This is a genomic window from Synergistaceae bacterium, assembly GCA_017444345.1.
In the GTDB taxonomy this organism is placed as follows: domain Bacteria; phylum Synergistota; class Synergistia; order Synergistales; family Aminobacteriaceae; genus JAFUXM01.
The window spans coordinates 1-17180 of record JAFSWW010000131.1 but is presented as its reverse complement, the minus strand read 5'-3'; the positions used below and the strand labels follow the sequence as shown (position 1 = coordinate 17180).

General features: G+C 40.5%; 18 protein-coding genes. 3 read left to right on the top strand and 15 right to left on the bottom strand.

What is annotated here, in order from left to right; genetic code table 11:
• From IJS99_10310 to pssA, 3 genes are all read left to right on the top strand, one after another.
• The coding region (locus tag IJS99_10310) for a hypothetical protein (GenBank protein MBQ7562200.1) at positions 1–643 on the top strand (643 nt) is incomplete at its 5' end.
• A 6-nt stretch (positions 644–649) separates the two neighbouring features.
• Complete coding sequence (locus IJS99_10305; protein MBQ7562199.1) at positions 650–1270, top strand: phosphatidylserine decarboxylase family protein; 621 nt, start codon at positions 650–652, stop codon at positions 1268–1270.
• A gap of 18 nt (positions 1271–1288) precedes the next feature.
• Entirely contained in the window at positions 1289–2038 is a 750-nt protein-coding gene (gene pssA, locus IJS99_10300; protein ID MBQ7562198.1) for a CDP-diacylglycerol--serine O-phosphatidyltransferase, read from the top strand.
• A gap of 74 nt (positions 2039–2112) precedes the next feature.
• Here pssA and IJS99_10295 read toward each other — a convergent pair whose 3' ends face one another.
• The 15 genes from IJS99_10295 to IJS99_10225 form a co-directional block, all read right to left on the bottom strand.
• The gene (locus IJS99_10295) at positions 2113–3111 is read right to left on the bottom strand and encodes a glycosyltransferase family 2 protein (protein MBQ7562197.1); all 999 of its coding nucleotides are present in this window, start codon (positions 3109–3111) and stop codon (positions 2113–2115) included.
• A 51-nt stretch (positions 3112–3162) separates the two neighbouring features.
• Entirely contained in the window at positions 3163–4149 is a 987-nt protein-coding gene (locus IJS99_10290; GenBank protein ID MBQ7562196.1) for a glycosyltransferase family 92 protein, read from the bottom strand.
• A gap of 8 nt (positions 4150–4157) precedes the next feature.
• A complete protein-coding gene (locus IJS99_10285) occupies positions 4158–4403 on the bottom strand; it encodes a hypothetical protein (protein MBQ7562195.1) in 246 nt (81 codons plus the stop codon).
• The gene (locus IJS99_10280; GenBank protein ID MBQ7562194.1) at positions 4400–4873 is read right to left on the bottom strand and encodes a GNAT family N-acetyltransferase; all 474 of its coding nucleotides are present in this window, start codon (positions 4871–4873) and stop codon (positions 4400–4402) included. Before IJS99_10280 ends, IJS99_10285 begins: the two co-directional genes overlap by 4 nt.
• A 4-nt stretch (positions 4874–4877) precedes the next feature.
• On the bottom strand, positions 4878–6164 hold the full coding sequence (locus IJS99_10275) for an adenylosuccinate synthase (GenBank protein MBQ7562193.1): 1287 nt from the start codon (positions 6162–6164) through the stop codon (positions 4878–4880).
• A gap of 13 nt (positions 6165–6177) precedes the next feature.
• Positions 6178–7398, bottom strand: a complete 1221-nt coding sequence (locus tag IJS99_10270; GenBank protein MBQ7562192.1) for a S41 family peptidase — start codon at positions 7396–7398, stop codon at positions 6178–6180.
• 69 nt (positions 7399–7467) lie between these two features.
• A complete protein-coding gene (locus tag IJS99_10265; GenBank protein ID MBQ7562191.1) occupies positions 7468–8619 on the bottom strand; it encodes a peptidoglycan DD-metalloendopeptidase family protein in 1152 nt (383 codons plus the stop codon).
• 132 nt (positions 8620–8751) lie between these two features.
• Positions 8752–9936: a peptidoglycan DD-metalloendopeptidase family protein gene (locus IJS99_10260; protein MBQ7562190.1), complete on the bottom strand. Its 1185-nt coding sequence runs from the start codon at positions 9934–9936 to the stop codon at positions 8752–8754.
• A 125-nt stretch (positions 9937–10061) separates the two neighbouring features.
• A complete protein-coding gene (locus IJS99_10255) occupies positions 10062–10958 on the bottom strand; it encodes an ABC transporter permease (protein MBQ7562189.1) in 897 nt (298 codons plus the stop codon).
• Entirely contained in the window at positions 10959–11591 is a 633-nt protein-coding gene (locus IJS99_10250; protein MBQ7562188.1) for an ATP-binding cassette domain-containing protein, read from the bottom strand.
• A 41-nt stretch (positions 11592–11632) separates the two neighbouring features.
• A complete protein-coding gene (locus IJS99_10245; GenBank protein MBQ7562187.1) occupies positions 11633–12541 on the bottom strand; it encodes a hypothetical protein in 909 nt (302 codons plus the stop codon).
• A gap of 66 nt (positions 12542–12607) precedes the next feature.
• Positions 12608–13531, bottom strand: coding sequence for a hypothetical protein (locus IJS99_10240; GenBank protein MBQ7562186.1), 924 nt, complete (start codon positions 13529–13531; stop codon positions 12608–12610).
• Between the two features lie 21 nt (positions 13532–13552).
• Complete coding sequence (locus IJS99_10235) at positions 13553–14680, bottom strand: YibE/F family protein (protein MBQ7562185.1); 1128 nt, start codon at positions 14678–14680, stop codon at positions 13553–13555.
• Entirely contained in the window at positions 14681–15607 is a 927-nt protein-coding gene (locus IJS99_10230; GenBank protein ID MBQ7562184.1) for an RluA family pseudouridine synthase, read from the bottom strand.
• A 97-nt stretch (positions 15608–15704) separates the two neighbouring features.
• Positions 15705–16730: an HD domain-containing protein gene (locus IJS99_10225; protein ID MBQ7562183.1), complete on the bottom strand. Its 1026-nt coding sequence runs from the start codon at positions 16728–16730 to the stop codon at positions 15705–15707.
• Positions 16731–17180 lie beyond the last annotated feature (450 nt).

Genomic DNA, 17180 nt, shown 5'->3' with positions numbered 1-17180 from the left:
TGACGAAATAGGCTACACCTATAGGCCAATGAGAATTATTAATCTTGACGAGGGCGACGAGATTGCGCAGGTAGTATTAACTTCGGGCGATGATGATTTATTAATAGTAACGAAATTTGCACAGGCCTTGAAAGTTTCAGAGAATCAATTTAGATCTATGGGGCGGGCAGCAAGAGGCGTTAAAGCAATGACTCTTAAAGAAGGCGACAAAATTTTAAGCTGTGATATAGTCTCACCAGATAAAAGAATGCTTGTTATCTGCGAACAGGGACGGGGGAAGCGCGTAGATTTTGACGATTTCAATAATCACAATCGCGGCGGAATGGGCACTAAAATAATGAATCTCAACGATAAAACGGGCAATGTTGCAGCAAGCGTGGCCGTTAAAGATGATGACGAGTTATTATTAATGACTTCTAAAGGAATGATGATTCGAGTTAATATAAAAGATATTCGCGAACTCAGCAGGCAGGCAACAGGGGCTATTATTGTGAAACTCAACGAGGGCGACTCGGTTGCTGATTGCAGTATTATTAAAGCTCCTGACGAGAATAACAGCGAAATTTCACAGACTCAAGACTCAACAGGGACTCTTCCATTTGATATTGATGACGAGAATAATAATAATGATAACGGAGAATAATTTATTATGAGAATAGCAAGAGACGGCGTGCCTTTAATAACATTTTTGATACTTTGTGCGGGTGCATTTGCTTTTATTTCGTGGATTCCTGCGTTAATTATTGCGATTCTGGCTGCGTTCGTGATTTATTTTTTCAGAGATCCTGAGAGAGCCGCGAATTATCAGGACGGTTATTTTTTCTCCCCCGCTGACGGCAAAATTATAGAAATCTGCGAGTCCGAACATCCTTTCACAGGGCAGGCTATTAAAATCGGCGTGTTCATGAACGTTTTTAGTGTTCACGTGAATCGCGCTCCGTGTACTGGCCGGGTAGATTTTATAGAATATATACCGGGTAAAAAAATTGCTGCGTTCTCACCTAAAGCGAGCGAAATCAACGAACGAAATTTTGTAGGACTCTCGACTCAATGGGGGCCAGTAATGATGACTCAAATAGCTGGCTTAATTGCAAGGCGTATTGTGTGCAGACTCAAACGCGGGGACGTTCTTGAGGCCGGGCAGCGTTTTGGAATGATAAAATTAGGCTCAAGGGTTGACGTATATTTGCCGCGTGATACAGTATTGCGCATTAAAATCGGCGATAAAGTTAAAGCCGGATTAACTTGTATAGGAGTGAAAGCACAATAAATGAAAAATTTTTTACACATGAGACGACGATTAGGCAGCATTAGAAGTCATAAGCAGATAGAGTTTAAGCAGATTGCCCCGAATATGGTAACTAGCGGGAATTTATTATGCGGTGTATTCTCTATAATGCTTGTATTGCACGGGAGATTAATTCCTGCTGCATGGATGATATTTTTTGCGGTATTATTTGACGGATTTGACGGAAAAGTTGCGAGAATGCTCGGCGGCGGTTCACAGTTCGGGCTTGAGTTCGACAGCTTGGCCGATCTAGTAAGTTTCGGAGTTGCTCCGGCGATATTAATTTATCAGTCTTCAGTCAGAAATTTATTTGTTATAGGCTCAGTTACAGCGTGTTTCTTTGCTTTGTGCGTGGCTTTGAGGCTTGCGAGATTCAATATTGTACACGTTCCCGGACCGTTCCAAGGGCTGCCATGTCCTGCAGGGGGATTATTTGCGGCATCGTTTATTATTGCTGGCGTGAAATTACCGGCGTGGGTTATGGCTGTAATGTTATTCTGCGTGGGCTTGTTAATGATCTCAAGTATTCCCTATGCTAACATGAAAAAGTTGACTAAGAAGACAGCTGACAAGAAAAAATGTTTGCTTTTAGTGTCATTGTTAGTGCTGTCATTTGTATTCTTGAAGAGTTCCGCGCCTTTATTCTTGTTTGCATTGTATATAGTGAGCGGCTTAATTAGATTTGACTGGGGGAGCTGGATATTACGCCCTGAAGCAAGAGATGAGGCCTTAAGCTCAAGCAAGCATTAATTTATTGATAGTGTGAAAAAATTTTTAGCAGATTCTCATGTTTAAATGGGAGTCTGCTATTATTTATGAGTGATTTATATATGCGATAAAATTTCAGTGTCAATTACTTCATTTCTGTCATGACTATCAAAATCTTGAATATTTCTTATCCCGTTATGATCAGCCATGCCGCGCGCTCGTTTGTGCATAAATTCTTGTTTTGATTTCGTGAAATAGTGATTAATTCTTATCTTGTCAAAATTTACGGTTTTAGTACGAGAAATATTAACTACATCCCCGATTGAATTTCCGTTTTCGTCTAAGTTTATAAAATTTTTGTAGTAAAGTAATGTGTGTGCATCGAACACGCTAAAAACTTTCATAGGGTCGCAAATTGTCTTGATAAAGTGATTCGGGCCGAAATCTTTTACTGCACATCGAGTGAAATTCTTTAAGACTCCGCCCGCTGGTTTAGTCTCGTGTCCATTTGAGCCGAATATAAGCCAGTTGACTCCGAGTCCGCCCGCATTCTTATGATGAGTCATGAAATTATCGATAAAATTATATAATGAGTCCGGCTCTGTGTTATCAGGTGTAAATAAAAACTCGTCAGCGTCGATTACTGCGAAATACTTAAATTTGTGCTTGTAATTATATATTGCGTGATTATATGCGTCAGTTTGTCTGAGTCGTCCGGGGATTCTATTATAAGTAACGAGTTTTTTTGCGATAAAGGGCTGCAAAATTTCCTGTAAATTATCCGTGCTCTCGTTATCATATATAAAGAAGTGCGTTACTCCCTGTTTAATGTGAAAATTTAGCCACTCAAGAATATATTGCGCCTCATTCTTGATAATTAATACTATAGCGAGGCCGTTACGTGTTGAGTCATTAATTTTGCCGTGAATAAAATATTTTAGAATCATAAACGGAGTAACAAGAAATTTTATTATTTGCCTGTAAAAGTTATTTGCGCTCTTGTTCCTGAAGTTAAAGACTAATGGGCAGCCTTCACCAGCAAATAAAATTAATAATCTTGTATGCTTGATAAAGTTAAATAACGGCGTGCAATTTTTGCGCAAAAACTCTTTCATGATAAATTATTACGTCCTCTTTTCTTGATTGATTGTTAAGTGCATTATGCATTATATATGCGATAAAATTTCAGTGTCAGTATTTATATTGCATTCATGACCGTGAAAATCCTCAAGTTTGCGTTTAATGTCGACATCTGCCCGGCCTCGCGCAATTTTCTGTATAAATTCTTCTTTGGATTTATATACATAGTGATTAATTCTGATTTTGTCAAATGATACAGTTTTCGAGAATGGGCCGTCTATGATTTCTCCGTTCTCGCTTAAATTATAGAATTCCCTGTAATATAGCGGGAAGTGTACGTGATACCAGCAAAAAACTTTTAAGGGGTCGCATATAGTCTTTATGTGAAAATTACCGGGGTTATCGTGTTCTACGCACATTGTAAAATTTTCTAGTACACCGCCCGCCGGTTTTGATTCATGACCGTTTGAGCCGAATACAAGCCAGTTTACAGCAACTCCGCCCGCGTTTTCGTGATGGGTCATGAGATTATCAATAAAATTATATAACGCTCCTGACTGGGTATTATCAGGTGTAAATAAAAACTCGTCAGTGTCAATCATTGCGAAATATTTAAATTTGTGCTTGTAATTATATATAGCGTGATTATATGCGTCAGTTTGTCTGACTTTGCCGGGGATTCTATTATATGTAACGAGGCCGTTTGCTATAAAAGGCTGTAATACTTCAAATAAATTATCTGTGCTTTCATTGTCATAAATAAAGAAGTGCGAGACTCCTTGCTTAACGTGAAAATTTATCCATTCAAGAATATATTGCGCCTCATTCTTGATAATTAGGACTATTGCGAGGCCATTACGATTTAAATTTTTTGTCCTGCCATGAAAGAAATATTTAAGTATTCTATATGAGCCTGTTATATATCTTAAAGTATTACGAATTGATTCATTATTTGTGTATTCTCTGCAGTGTGAGACAAAATAACTGCCTTCACCAGTACAATACATTAAATCTTGTATTTTCTTCAGGAAATTATATAATCCCGGTATTCTCTCGCGTAAAAATTTTTTCACGGCCATAATTATTGCGGCTTGTATATTCTCTTGTGCCGCTCCTCCTTTGTCTTGTTGAGTTCCCGCCTGTAAGCTCCCTCAAGTGCCTTAACAATATCGCTCCAACGTTTTGACCATGCAAGCTCGGCCTTGCTTAACTCGTCAATATCGGGTCTGTCAACTGCGTCAATATCTTTAGGCGCGCGGTAAATCGTAAAATTTTCACCGTCAAATGATACTGACGAGCCGTCACTAAAGGGTATATATACTCTCATGATCGGGGCATTAATGGAAGTTTCGCGCTCATTACTATAGCGTCCTCACCGTTTGAGTAATAACCGCGTCTAACTTGTTCGCTGATAAATGACATTCGGGAATATAAATTTATTGCTGCCTCGTTTGATTTCCTGACTCTGAGCCTTAAACGCTTGAAATTCATATAGACCGCGCAATCACTGACAGCGATTAATAATTGAGTGCCGATCCCCTTGCGCTGAAAATTTTTATCGACAAGTAACGCCATTAACTCGCCGACTCTTTTATCGCGGCCTAATACAGCATAGCCGAGTAATGGAGCCTCCGTTGTTGTTGCGAAAGCTCCTATATAAGTTGTCTCACTGTTTGAGTCCTTGCTCAAGTCAGATTTAATTACGTCTTCCGGCCAAGTCCATGAAAGTTTTGAGTTTATGCGCAAGACTCCGGGGAGGTCGTTCAACGTCAAGAAATCAATTTCAGGCACAAACAAGAAATTATATTCCCCTGTTAATAGTTTGATTCCTGTCAGGGCCGACTCCGATTAAAGCGACCGGGACATTTAAAGCATTCTCGATATATTTAACATAGGCTTGTGCATTTGCGGGCATTTCTTCAAATTTTTTGCACCATGTTATATCTTCGTTCCAACCGGGCAAAATTTCATAGTTCGGCTTTAACTCCGCAATTTTTCTCGTGTCAGTCGGCCATTTCGTAATTTTTTCGCCGTTAAGTTCATACGATGTGCAGACTTTAATACCGCCCATGCCTGTCAACACGTCTAATTTTGTGAGTGCTATGACATTCGCGCCGTTGAGTTCCATAGAGTAACGCAGCCCCGGAATATCAAGCCACCCGCAGCGCCTCGGCCGTCCTGTTGTAGCTCCATATTCGCCGCCGTTAGTACGCAATTTTTCGCCTTCCTCGCCTAAATCTTCAGTAGGGAATGGACCTTCACCGACTCTGCTTGTATAGGCCTTCACAACTGAAATAACGCGAGTCAAATCATTCGGAGCTAATCCCGTCCCAGTAAATGCACCTGACGCGGAAGTCGACGAACTCGTTACATATGGATAAGTACCGTGATCAATATCAAGTAATGCGGCCTGAGCTCCCTCAAGTAAAATATGCTGGCCCTCATCAACTGCACGGCGTAATAATTCGCGGGTGTCTGCTACATAAGGTGCTAAGGCTTCACCCCATTTTTTAGCGGGCTCGTAAATTTCGTCAAAGGGAATAGGCTTTTGATTATATAATTTCGTGATTAATTGATTCTTCTCGTCAAGAATATATGTGAGTCTCTCGCGCAAAATATCAGGATCGATTAAATCCTCAACTCTTAAGCCCGAACGAGCGTATTTATCAACGTAACAAGGCCCGATCCCCCGTCCTGTTGTGCCTATTTTGCGGCCCTTGCCCCGTGCTTCTTCCTGTAACTTGTCTAATAATCTGTGATAGGGCATTACTACATGTGCATGAGGGCTTATTGCGAGCCTCGCTCTATCTTGACCGCGCGCGTAAAGTTCTGAAGTCTCATTCAAAAATTGCTCAGGGTCAATCACGAGTCCATTTCCTAAGACGCATAATTTTCCGGGATAAAGCATACCCGACGGCAATAAATGAAATACTATTTTTTGACCGTCAACAACAACAGTGTGTCCGGCATTTGCTCCGCCCTGATAACGCACGAATACGTCAACTTCAGAGCCTAGAATATCAACAACTTTGCCCTTTCCTTCGTCGCCCCATTGAGCTCCGACTAATAAATCTACATTTTTCAAGATAAATAAATCCTCCTTATTTTTTCCTGCTGTTATTATTAGTAAGTATATGCATGGATTTCTTAATTTCAGTTATTGCGCGCTGTAATTGCTCGTCCTTAGTAATATCTCTATCAGGTTCGCCCTTAACTTCAATATCAGGCGAGAGTCCTACGTGATCTATTACTTTTCCTGAAGGCGTATAGTATCTCGCAATAGTTATATAAACTCCGCTCCCGTCAGTCAATGGGAATAAAGTTTGTACGCTGCCCTTGCCGAAACTTTTTTGACCGATTAATTTCGCCCGGCCTCTGTCATTCAAGGCACCCGCTAAAATTTCTGACGCGCTCGCACTGCCCTCGTTAATTAATACGATCATGGGCATATTTGTTATATGCAAATTTCTTATCGCGTTATATTTCTCGTCAAATCTGTCAGAACGTCCGCGAGTCTCAACTATCAGGCCGTCCCTAAGAAAGAAGCTCGCAATTTTTACACATACATCAAGAAGTCCCCCGCCGTTGTTGCGCAAATCAAGAATCAAAGCGCGCGCCCCTTGTTTGATTAAATCTCTTAGTGCTGTTCGTGCCTCGTCGTCTGATTTCTGCTTAAATTGAGTTAATTTCAAGTAGCCTATATCATCCGAAAGCATTTGAGAACGTACACTCTTTAATTTAATTTCTTCGCGGGTTATCTCAAAACTTAATAGCTCCTCTTCACCTTCACGCCTCACCCAGACAGTAACTTTTGTGCCGGGCTCGCCTCGTAATTTCTGCACGACTTTATCAGAAGTCCAACCGATAACAACTTCGTCATCAACTTTTACGATTTGATCCTTAGGCTTGAGTCCTACTTTTTCAGCGAGCGAGTCTTCCATGGGACTTATTACTAAAATTTGGCCGTCCCTTTCTCCCACGTACATGCCTAAACCGCCGTAATGTCCTTCGAGTTCGATTTCCTCGTCTCTTAACTGCTTAGGCGACACAAAACGTGTATAGGGATCTTTCCAAGCCTCGACCATTCCCTTTGCCGCACCGTGTAATAATTCATCGTCGGTGATTTCTTTCTTTTCCGCGTCGACTTGATAATTTTCTATCAATGAACGAATTTGACGCAACAGCCATAATGAACGAATATTAAACGGTGATATTCTGTTAAAATCTGCCTCTGTGAATTCTGCCGCGAAACTTTGAGAACTTACAAACAAAGCGATAATTACTGCTATAAATATATATAATTTCTTTGCGGAGTCTTTCATAAATTGAATAATGCACCTGCCTTTATTAAGATAGCTAGAATTATACAGCATTCACGAATAAATTTTTTATTAACGCAAATATTTCATTGGATTTTGTGCAGAACCCTTTTTCCTGACTTCAAAGTGTAAAGCATATTCCGAGTCAGTGCCTGAATTACCCACGCGGCCTATTACTGTACCTGTTTTGACGGCGGCACCTTCTCTAACTGAAGCACCGTTTAAATGAGCGTAAACAGTCGATAAATCATTGCCGTGATCGATTATAACGACTTGGCCGAATCCCCGCAGCCACCCCTGATAAAGTACTTCACCGGGCCCGGCAGCTTTCACCGGAGTATTAGGAGCTGCTTTAATGTCGATTCCTGAGTTAAAAATTTTCGTCTTAAAAGTGGGATGGACTCGCGAGCCGTATTGCATTGTAACAGTCCCATTAACCGGCCAAGCTAGAGAGTTTACAGGCTGTGAAGGAATCCCCGCGCCAGGTGCCGGCACACTTTTTGGCTGTACTGGCTCTCTTTGTGCTAAAACTGGGTCGTGATTCTTACCTGAATTTCTTGCCGGTGATGATTTAGGTTTAGAAGCTGCTTTCTGGGCCGCTGCTTTTTTCTGATTCATTAGGGACGTGATTTTATTTCCTATTGCACGTTGAGCGGCCTCTAATTCCTTAGCTGCTGACTCGGCCTTTTTCTGTTCTGACTGGGCACTACGTAAAAGCGAGTCAGTTTTCTTGATAGTCGAGTCAAATTCATCGCGTTTTTTCCTGAGTTCATTTGTCTGAGTCTGGATTCGTGATTTATTCTGTTCGAGCTGCTTTCTTGCTGAAATTAATTCCTGTTCCTTAGCGCGTAAATCTTCAAACATTGCCAAGTCATGAGCAGCAAAACGCCTTAATATATACGCCGTATTAATTGCATCATGCGGGCTGTCAGAGTTTATATATAGGCTCAAAGTATTCTCTTCGGGCATGAATTTATACATGTCTATGATTCTTGCGCGCAGAGTCCGGGATATTACGGACATTGACTCATTTAGAGATTTTATGCGTTTATTGAGTTCACTGACTGAAGACTGAAGGCGTGAGTTTTCGCGTTCAAGATCCTGCATTTTCTCTTGTGAATCATTTGCGCTCTGTCTTAGTCTTGATAACCGGCTTAAAAGAGTCTTAGACTCTTGAGATTTCTTCTTTGCTATCTCGTTATATTGCCTGATTTTCTTCTTCATATCGGCCTGATTCTTTTTTTCCGATTTAATTTGACTGTCAATATTTGCAGAACTCGCTATATTTGCAAGAATTAATACACTCAAGAAAGCCGCAAAAAACTTTTTCATGATAAAATTTTTCTCCCCTCCTGATTACCGCTTTAAATAGTCTAAAGGACTTTGCACAAATTTGCCCTTCCTGACCTCAAAATGTAAATGATAACCCGTAGTATTTCCAGTGTTGCCGACTCTTGCTATTGTTGAGCCTGCACGGACGACTTGACCCTCTTTGACCAGACTCGCCGATAAATGAGCGTACAAAGTCGAGAAATCCCGCCCATGATCAAGAATTATTACACGTCCATAGCCCCTCAGCCAGCCGTCAAATAATACTTCACCAGCCGCCGCAGCTTTTACCGGAGTCCCATTAGGTGCAGCAATATCAATCCCGCCGTGTAAAATTCTGCGCTTCAAAATCGGGTGAATTCTGTAGCCGTATGGACTTGAAATTTTGCCGCGAACTGGCCAGTCAAACATGGAACCCCGACCCCGTCCAACTAAATAATCAACTTTTTGAGAGGCCTTTTTTTTGCGCAAATTAACGATCATATCTCCTGCTGCTCTCTGTGCCTGCTCTGCTTCCTGCTGGGCTTTCTCGGCAAGTGCTTTCTTACGCTGAATTGACCGGATAAAATTATTTGTTTCCTTTATGCTCTGATTATATTTCTCGCGCTGTTCCTGAGTCGCCTGAGTCTTCTCGATTAACCGCGTTTTTTGCTCGTCCATAGTCTTGTGTGATAATTCAAGATTTTGCATTCTCTCTTGAAGCTGGCTCAAAATTTCCTCGTCCCGCCTGTTAATTAATCCCAGCATATAGGCCATCTCTATAGCCTCTAATACACTGCGTGACGCGAAAAGCATTCTTGTTGTATCTGACTGGCGATATTTATACATGTCGAGTATTCTATCTTTCATTAAGTCAGAAAGCTCGTTAATTTTTTCCTGATCTTCATTTATGGCAAGCTCAAGAATCGCGATATTTTCTTCTATTTTACGGCCCTGAAGCTCTAAAACTGTGAGTTCCTGCAATGCTATATTTTCATCCTGCTGAAGTGTATTAACTTTTGTGAGGAGTCCTTCAACCTGTGCACCCATCTCGCGGATTCTTTTCTTGTAAGTCTGAATTTGCCGTGAAAGTTCCTCGCGTTTCTTCTCTTCTGCGGCGATTTGTGCGTCAATGTTAGAAGGAGTCTTTTTTGCGGCAGAATAGGCAGCTTTAACAGGAGAAAATATTATTAACGCGATAAATATAACTGCGAAAAATTTATGTGATTTCATTATATTAGCTCCTGAACAGGCAAGAATACAGCGGCAATATAAAAATTTCTACACGCCATTATAAAATATTCCCCCTCCTGATAAAATCTGATAAAATCTGATAAAAAATTTCGCGCAAAATAAAATCATTCCGGCCGAGTGATAGAATTTATGAATCTTGAGACGACTAAATAACTGCAAACCCAGCCCAGAGTCGCCCCGAATCCAGCAAGAAGCCCGCAAAATCTCCAAATTATTGCTTTATCAGTCAATAAACTTGATTTCAACAGCGGCATATTTGCTTGTATTAATTCCATGCCCGGAAAATATGCTCCGATTATTCCGCCGACTGCTATGACTGCCCCGATCAAAGCTAATAAAGTCCCTTCAAGCACAAAAGGTGTCGCAATATATGCACGAGTAGCTCCGACAAGATACATTATTGCAATTTCTTCACGCCTCGAATACAGCGAAATATGAATCGTGTTATATACGACTAGGGCCGTGATTATTACAGCAAGAATAAACATGACAAGCGCAACTCTTGACGAAATCCGGGACAAAGCAGAAATTCTTTTAACGACCATTCCGGCATATACAACGTCTTCAACTTCGGGCATGGCCTTTAAAGCGTCAACAAGAGGGTCAATATCTTCAGCGCGTCTAACATGAATCTCAAAATTATACGGGATGGGATTATCGCCGAGTATATCAAGAGCACGGGACTGACTGCCCATTTTTTCCTGTAACTTTGCGAGCGAGTCAGAAGGCGAATAAATTTTTATTGAGTAAACATATTCGAGTTCTTGAATCTTCTGCGCAATTTCTTCAATATTGAGCGTATTATCTTTATGTAAATAGGCCTGTACAGCTAATTCACTTTCTAGGCGCGATAATAAATGCTCAAGATTTAACGAAAAAAGTGTAGTTATTCCCAGAATCCAAAGCATGACTCCGGCCGTTATGAGCGTAAGAAGTCCTAATACCCAGTGATTTACGATTAATCGCCGAGTATCTCGCAAAATATATTTAAAAGCTGTCATTTAATAAGTGCCTCCCTTCTCGTCGCGCTTTAATTTGCCTGCTTCAAGTTCTATTACTCTTTGACGCGATGAATTTACAATGGCCTGATTATGAGTCGACATTACAACAGTAACTCCGCTCGCGTTAATGGCAAATAAAATTTTCATGACTTCTGCGGCCGTGTGAAAATCTAAATTTCCTGTAGGCTCATCGGCAATAAATAAAGACGGGGAATTTGCAAGAGCCCGGGCAATTGCGACTCGCTGCTGTTCACCGCCTGAAAGCTGAGAAGGTTTCATATTTTTGCGCCTCCATAGTCCGACCTGATTAATTACGTCGTGGGCTCTCTCTGCTACTATTCTTTTAGGCACTGACATAGCTTCCATTACGAACGCAATATTTTCATAAACTGTCAGGCTAGGAATTAATTTAAAATCTTGCGCAACTAATCCGACATCACGGCGGTAATAAGGCACGTCAGATTTTCGCATTCTCCGTAAATCAAAGCCTCCTACAGCAGCAACCCCGCTCGTCGGCAGTAATTCACGAGTTATTAATCTCAAAAGTGTAGATTTTCCGCTGCCAGTCTGCCCGATTATATAAACAAATTCGCCCTGTTCAATATTAAAACTCACATTTGAGAGAGCTATTATATCCGGATCAAAAATTTTAGTAACACTTGAAAAATTTATGTTCATTGTAAAATATCTTCAGCCCCTTTATATTTTGCACGTTCGATCATAGCCTGCTGAGTGTCATAATTGCCCCATACTGCATTAACTATATCACGGACGGGCATTTGCTTAATATCTCGTAATTCCTGCCATAAATCATGATTCACATAAACCCACGCAAAAAATATCGTGTCATTAATTTTACCGGTACGCCCGAATCTCGCGAAAATAAGCCACCCGGCACGCGGATTATATAATACTAAAGGCGAAACATTTTGCGCTATCATGTGCAGTAATTCAAGTTTTGAGAATCCTAATTCTTCAAGATCGCGCGTTATTTCCTTACTGGGATTCGGCATAATCGAGAAAAAAATTTTTGCGATAGTCCCTGACTTCTCAAAATTTTCCGGCCCGGCTTGAATCCATGCTTTGAGTCTGGCTGTCTGCTCCATTTCGCTGCGTGATAGGGCAAATCTCAACGTCCAGTAAGCCCTATAAAGTTTATAATCCTTCTTCATGGCCTCATTAAAAAATTTCTCGTCCAAATAATTATTTCCTGACTCGTTAAAAACAGGGTGATATTTCAAGAAAGTTTTCAGCATTAAGACCGTGCTTACATGCCGCCCCGGTGGATCAGAACGTTTTGATAATTTCTCGCGCAACTCTGTAACAGTTCGACCGGGTAAAATCGTAATATTCTCGCCGTCATCATCAGTGAGCGATAAATTTTTGTCATCATAGAGAAATACACTTTTTTGACCGCTGCCCGGCTTTAAATCCGAATAAATCCATTTGTCGCTGCCTGTGCCGAGCAGATATTTATGACGCGGAAGCAATACCATAACAGAAGGCTCATCGGGAATATTTAAGCCTGAATACTCCGGGGGTATTTCTGCGAGTGTTCCGTCTGACATTAATTCAAGCAGCAAATTTTTTCACCTCTTAACTATTTATAAATAACTATTAATTATTACGAAATATAAAAATTTTTTCACTTATATATTATCACGAAGTAAAAGCCCGTGCCTTAATCCGTTAATGCTGACTATACAGGAATCAGACTCTAATAATCTCAATGCAGCAAGAATTATACACGCCGAGCCTAATATAACATCAGCTCTTGACGCTGGCAGACCTATAATATTTTGACGCTCGTTTAAATTCAAGGCCGAATACATTTTTATTTGAGTCATAATATCGCGTTGAGTCAATATTTTTCCGTGAAGTCTTGAGGGTAAAAAATTTTCACAGGCAAATTTCACGCTCTCCATAGCAACAAGCCCGCCGCCTACTCCGATTATTTGCGGGTTATCAGTCTTGAATGATTCTATATTATTCGCGATAAATAAATTTTTAACGAATTCAATAGCAGACTCGCAGGCACTCATTTTTACGGGAGAATTATTATCATTAAAAAATTTTTCTGACAAAGTAACAGCTCCGACGGGAACACTTTTTAATTTATTCACGCAATGCCCCGACCCTGAAACAAATTCAGTGCTGCCCCCTCCTGAATCAAACATTATTATATTTCCTGAAAGATTAAAGCCGTCAACAGCTCCCAGCCATGAAAATTTAGCCTCTTCTTCGCCCGTGAAAATATGAACGTCAAGCCCGGTTAAATTTTTTAGCATGTTCACGAATTCGCCGGAGTTTTTCGCAATTCTCAAAGCCTGAGTTCCCACGATAAAAATTTTATAATCCTTCCCGGGATAAGTCGCAGCTTTTACCATTCGCGAGGCAACTTCACAAGTTTTGCGCATATTTTCGGGCTTTAACATGCCGTTTTCTGACATTCCCCGACCCAGCCGCACGACTTCTGTCTCATCTCGTAAAATATAAATCCGGCCGTTACTTGAAATTTTTGCAGTGCGCATTTTTATGGAATTGCTGCCGATGTCTATAACTGTTTTAATCATGAGTGAATACACCTAAAAATTTTACTCATCATGCCGCCGCCTCAGTGACTCCTGAAATACAAAGCAAAACGCAGTAACAGGAATAGTGAATAACAAACCCAGAGTCCCAGCGAGTCCCTGCACAATTTCTTGAGCTATATACGGGTCATTCAGAATCGCAGAAAACTCGACTCCCGCTGAATTAATTAATATTGCCATAGGTAAAGCACTTCCCATGTAAGCAAGAATCAAAGTATTAATCATGCTTCCTAAAACCTCGCCGCCAACGTTCAAGCCGGCAAGTAAAAGCCTGTCAAGTGGGATATAATTATCGTAATCAACAAATTCGGACATTGAAGCAGTAACAGAGACTCCGACATCAAGAACTGCACCGATCGCACCTATTAAGACGCTCGCAAGCAAAACGCCCCGCATGTTCAAAGCCGGTAAAGTCGACGCAAGCAAGGCACCCCCCTCACCAGCAAGCCCGGTTAACTGCCAAATATGCACCATGATCCAGCCGCAGAGAAATCCGCATAATACTCCGCCGAGACTCCCTAATAATGCAACTAACATATAACGAAAATATCTGACTACGCACAAAATTGTAACAGTCGAAATTATAAACACGCTCGCAAGTGCCAGCAAAACAGGATCCCAGCCTTGAGTCATTAATGGAATCATAATAAATACTAATACAGCAATTGAAGCTCCCAAACCTAACAGCGCAAGAAATCCGCGAGTTCCCGCCATTGCAATTAATATTACACAGACAGCAAAAATTACTGTAGCAACATTTGAGATTCTAAATCCGTCAGCAAGAGAATATTGCACATTACCATCGTCGAACACGTCCCAGACTAATAAATAACGCCCGCCCGGTTTTACTTCAGGCCCTGAACCTGCGAGTCTCACTGTTTTTACTTTTACGATCTCGTCAGCTCTTGAATCCGATAAAATTTTTAAAACTGTATCGCGCTCCAAAGTCGTAAATGCCTCGTTATCTTGATCAGTCTTCAAAACTTTTTCAGGGGAGGCCTCTATTACTTCTACAATTAATGACTCGCTGCTGTCCCAGTTCTTAACCGCAATATAATCTACTATATAAAAGAATCCCAGCGGCAAAATTAACGCAATAAGCAATCTCAAGAAAAAATATTTTGTATTCATCTATAAATCAATCTCCCATTTGCGAAAATCTATAAATTCTCTCATGTCATCAGGAATCGGAGCGATAAATTTCTTCCCGTCTATTTCGCTTAAAGACTCGTGCAAGTTTTCCGGGAATTCGAGTTCATAAGCGTGCAATAACGGCCGAGTCAAATTTTTTAGCTTGTGATTCACTGCAAAATTTCCATATTTCCTGTCGCCTAAAATCGCGTGATTTATATAACTCATGTGAACACGTGCCTGATGAGTCCGCCCCGTCAATAATTCAAGCCTTACAAGTGAGTATTCATTATCGCCCGCAATTTTTTCGCATTGAGTCAAAGCCGTGAGTCCTGAGTCTGAAACTTTCACGATATTTTTTGCTGAATCCTTCAATAATGGAGCGTCAATTAATAAATTTTCTTTAACTTCCCCGGCAACTACAGCGAGATAAAATTTTCTGACTCGTCTTTGCTTGAATAATTCTTCAAGTGCCCGCAGTGAGTCCCCCCGTAAAGCTACACTTAAGACTCCTGTTGTATTGCGGTCGAGTCTGTGAACTGCTGCGGCCTTCTTTGAGTTCATGACTGCCCAGACGCGAGAAATTATGCTGTCTCCGTTAGGTTCGTCGGGCTGTACGAGAATCCCCGCCGGTTTATTGAGAATCAAAACATTTTCGCCCTGAAATAAAATTTTTATCTGCCCAAGTGAAGGCTTGTGATTAGTAATAATTTTTTCATCTCTATTAAGCGGCCAAGGTACGAGAACTTCATCACCGGTCATTAAGTGCAAGCCCGGCTCCTTTGCTTTCTGAGAGTTCACACGAATTAAGCCCGTCCGAATTGCTTTCATGATTTCGCCGAGATTGACCCATTTAAATATGCCGCGTAAAGTCCTATCAAGCCGCCGCCCGTCATCATCGCGAGAAATTTTTATAGAATAACTCATGAATTTATTTTAACCCCGCTTGCTTTCATGATTTCGAGTTCAAATATGCCCGGTAAATTTTTATAAAGCCGCTGCCAGTCATTATTACGTAAATAGCTCATGAATTTATCTCAACACCCCGCCAAAGTCTGCGATCCACAAATGATAAATAATCAGTCATTTCACTTTGAGGGTTTAAAGCGTCAATCTGATTTTTCCAGAAATTTAATTTGAAGTCTAAATCATCGGCGGCACTTACAATAATTGCTTCAGGAGTCGCGGGCAGAACTGGCGAGCCATATTCACGCAGACCGTGATGACTGATAATAATATGACCGAGTGAACGCGTTATATTTTCGTCAAGATTCTCTATTTCTGCTAATTTCCTGAATAAATTATATCCCAGTACAATATGATCTATTACATTCCCGTCAAGAGTCATTTGCGGTGTAGGAGTGAGATTATAAGATTCCAGCTTGCCTATATCGTGAATTAATGCGCCCGCTATGACTAAATCAATATTAACTGGAATCTTGAAATTTTCATGATAGTGTTTTGCCAAGTCTCTAGCTGCCATTGTCATAGATACAGAGTGTTCAAGCAAGCCGTTCATATATGCATGATGTATAGAAATCGCGCCCGGCCAAGTCTTGAATTTATCCCAGAGTCCATGCTTAAAGAATACTGCGAAAACAAAATCATGTAATTTCTTGTGCTTAATCTCGGCTATTAAGTCATAAAAATTTTTCTCAAGATAATTTATATCAATCGGCGAATGTCTGACAAAACCGACCGGGGGGAATTTTTCCTGATCAAGATAATATACTTCTGAAAAATTATATTGCAGTAATTCGCGAAATTCTGACACTCTGCCGCTGACTCCCAAACTAGAGCCTTCAAATTTTAAGCCGCAATTATCGGGATCAATCGGGAAATTATCTCCGCCCTGCCTGCTGTACCATGTTGAGTCGCTCCATATTTTGCCGGTGATTTCGCCGTATTCGTCGCTCAATGTTATATCCCAGAATAATCTATCGTTGCGATCTTTGCGCCTTGTGAGACGAGATACAACGCCCATCACGTAAAATTCAGAGTTAACCGGGAGCTGCTTTACCTCCCGTATATCAAGAAGTTTTTTGCTCATGGAAGAAATTTTTTAGCCTTTCATGTTTAAATTTTTATTATTATATCAGTGTGAGAGATTATAATTATATTTTAGTTTAGACAAGAAATAAATTTTTTATGTGAACGTGACCCGCTGAAATTATTATAGATTTTGCCGCAAATTTTAACGAAAAAATTAAATTTTTACTAATACATTTACTAATACAAAAATGTGAGTTAATTAATTCATTTGCAAGACTTCACAGAGATAAAATTTTTGCTATGTATTCAAATTTTTTGCGTGAAGATTCACGAAATTTTTTGCTGATTAACACGAAAAAAATCCGCCGCCTCACTCCCACCCGCCCACCCCGTGCGCAGAACCAACGCCAGCGGAAAAAAGCAAAATCTTTACTCATGCGCTATACTTTCAAATTATATTTATTAAATTTATATTTATTAAATTTTTCAAGAGGGGCATATATTAATT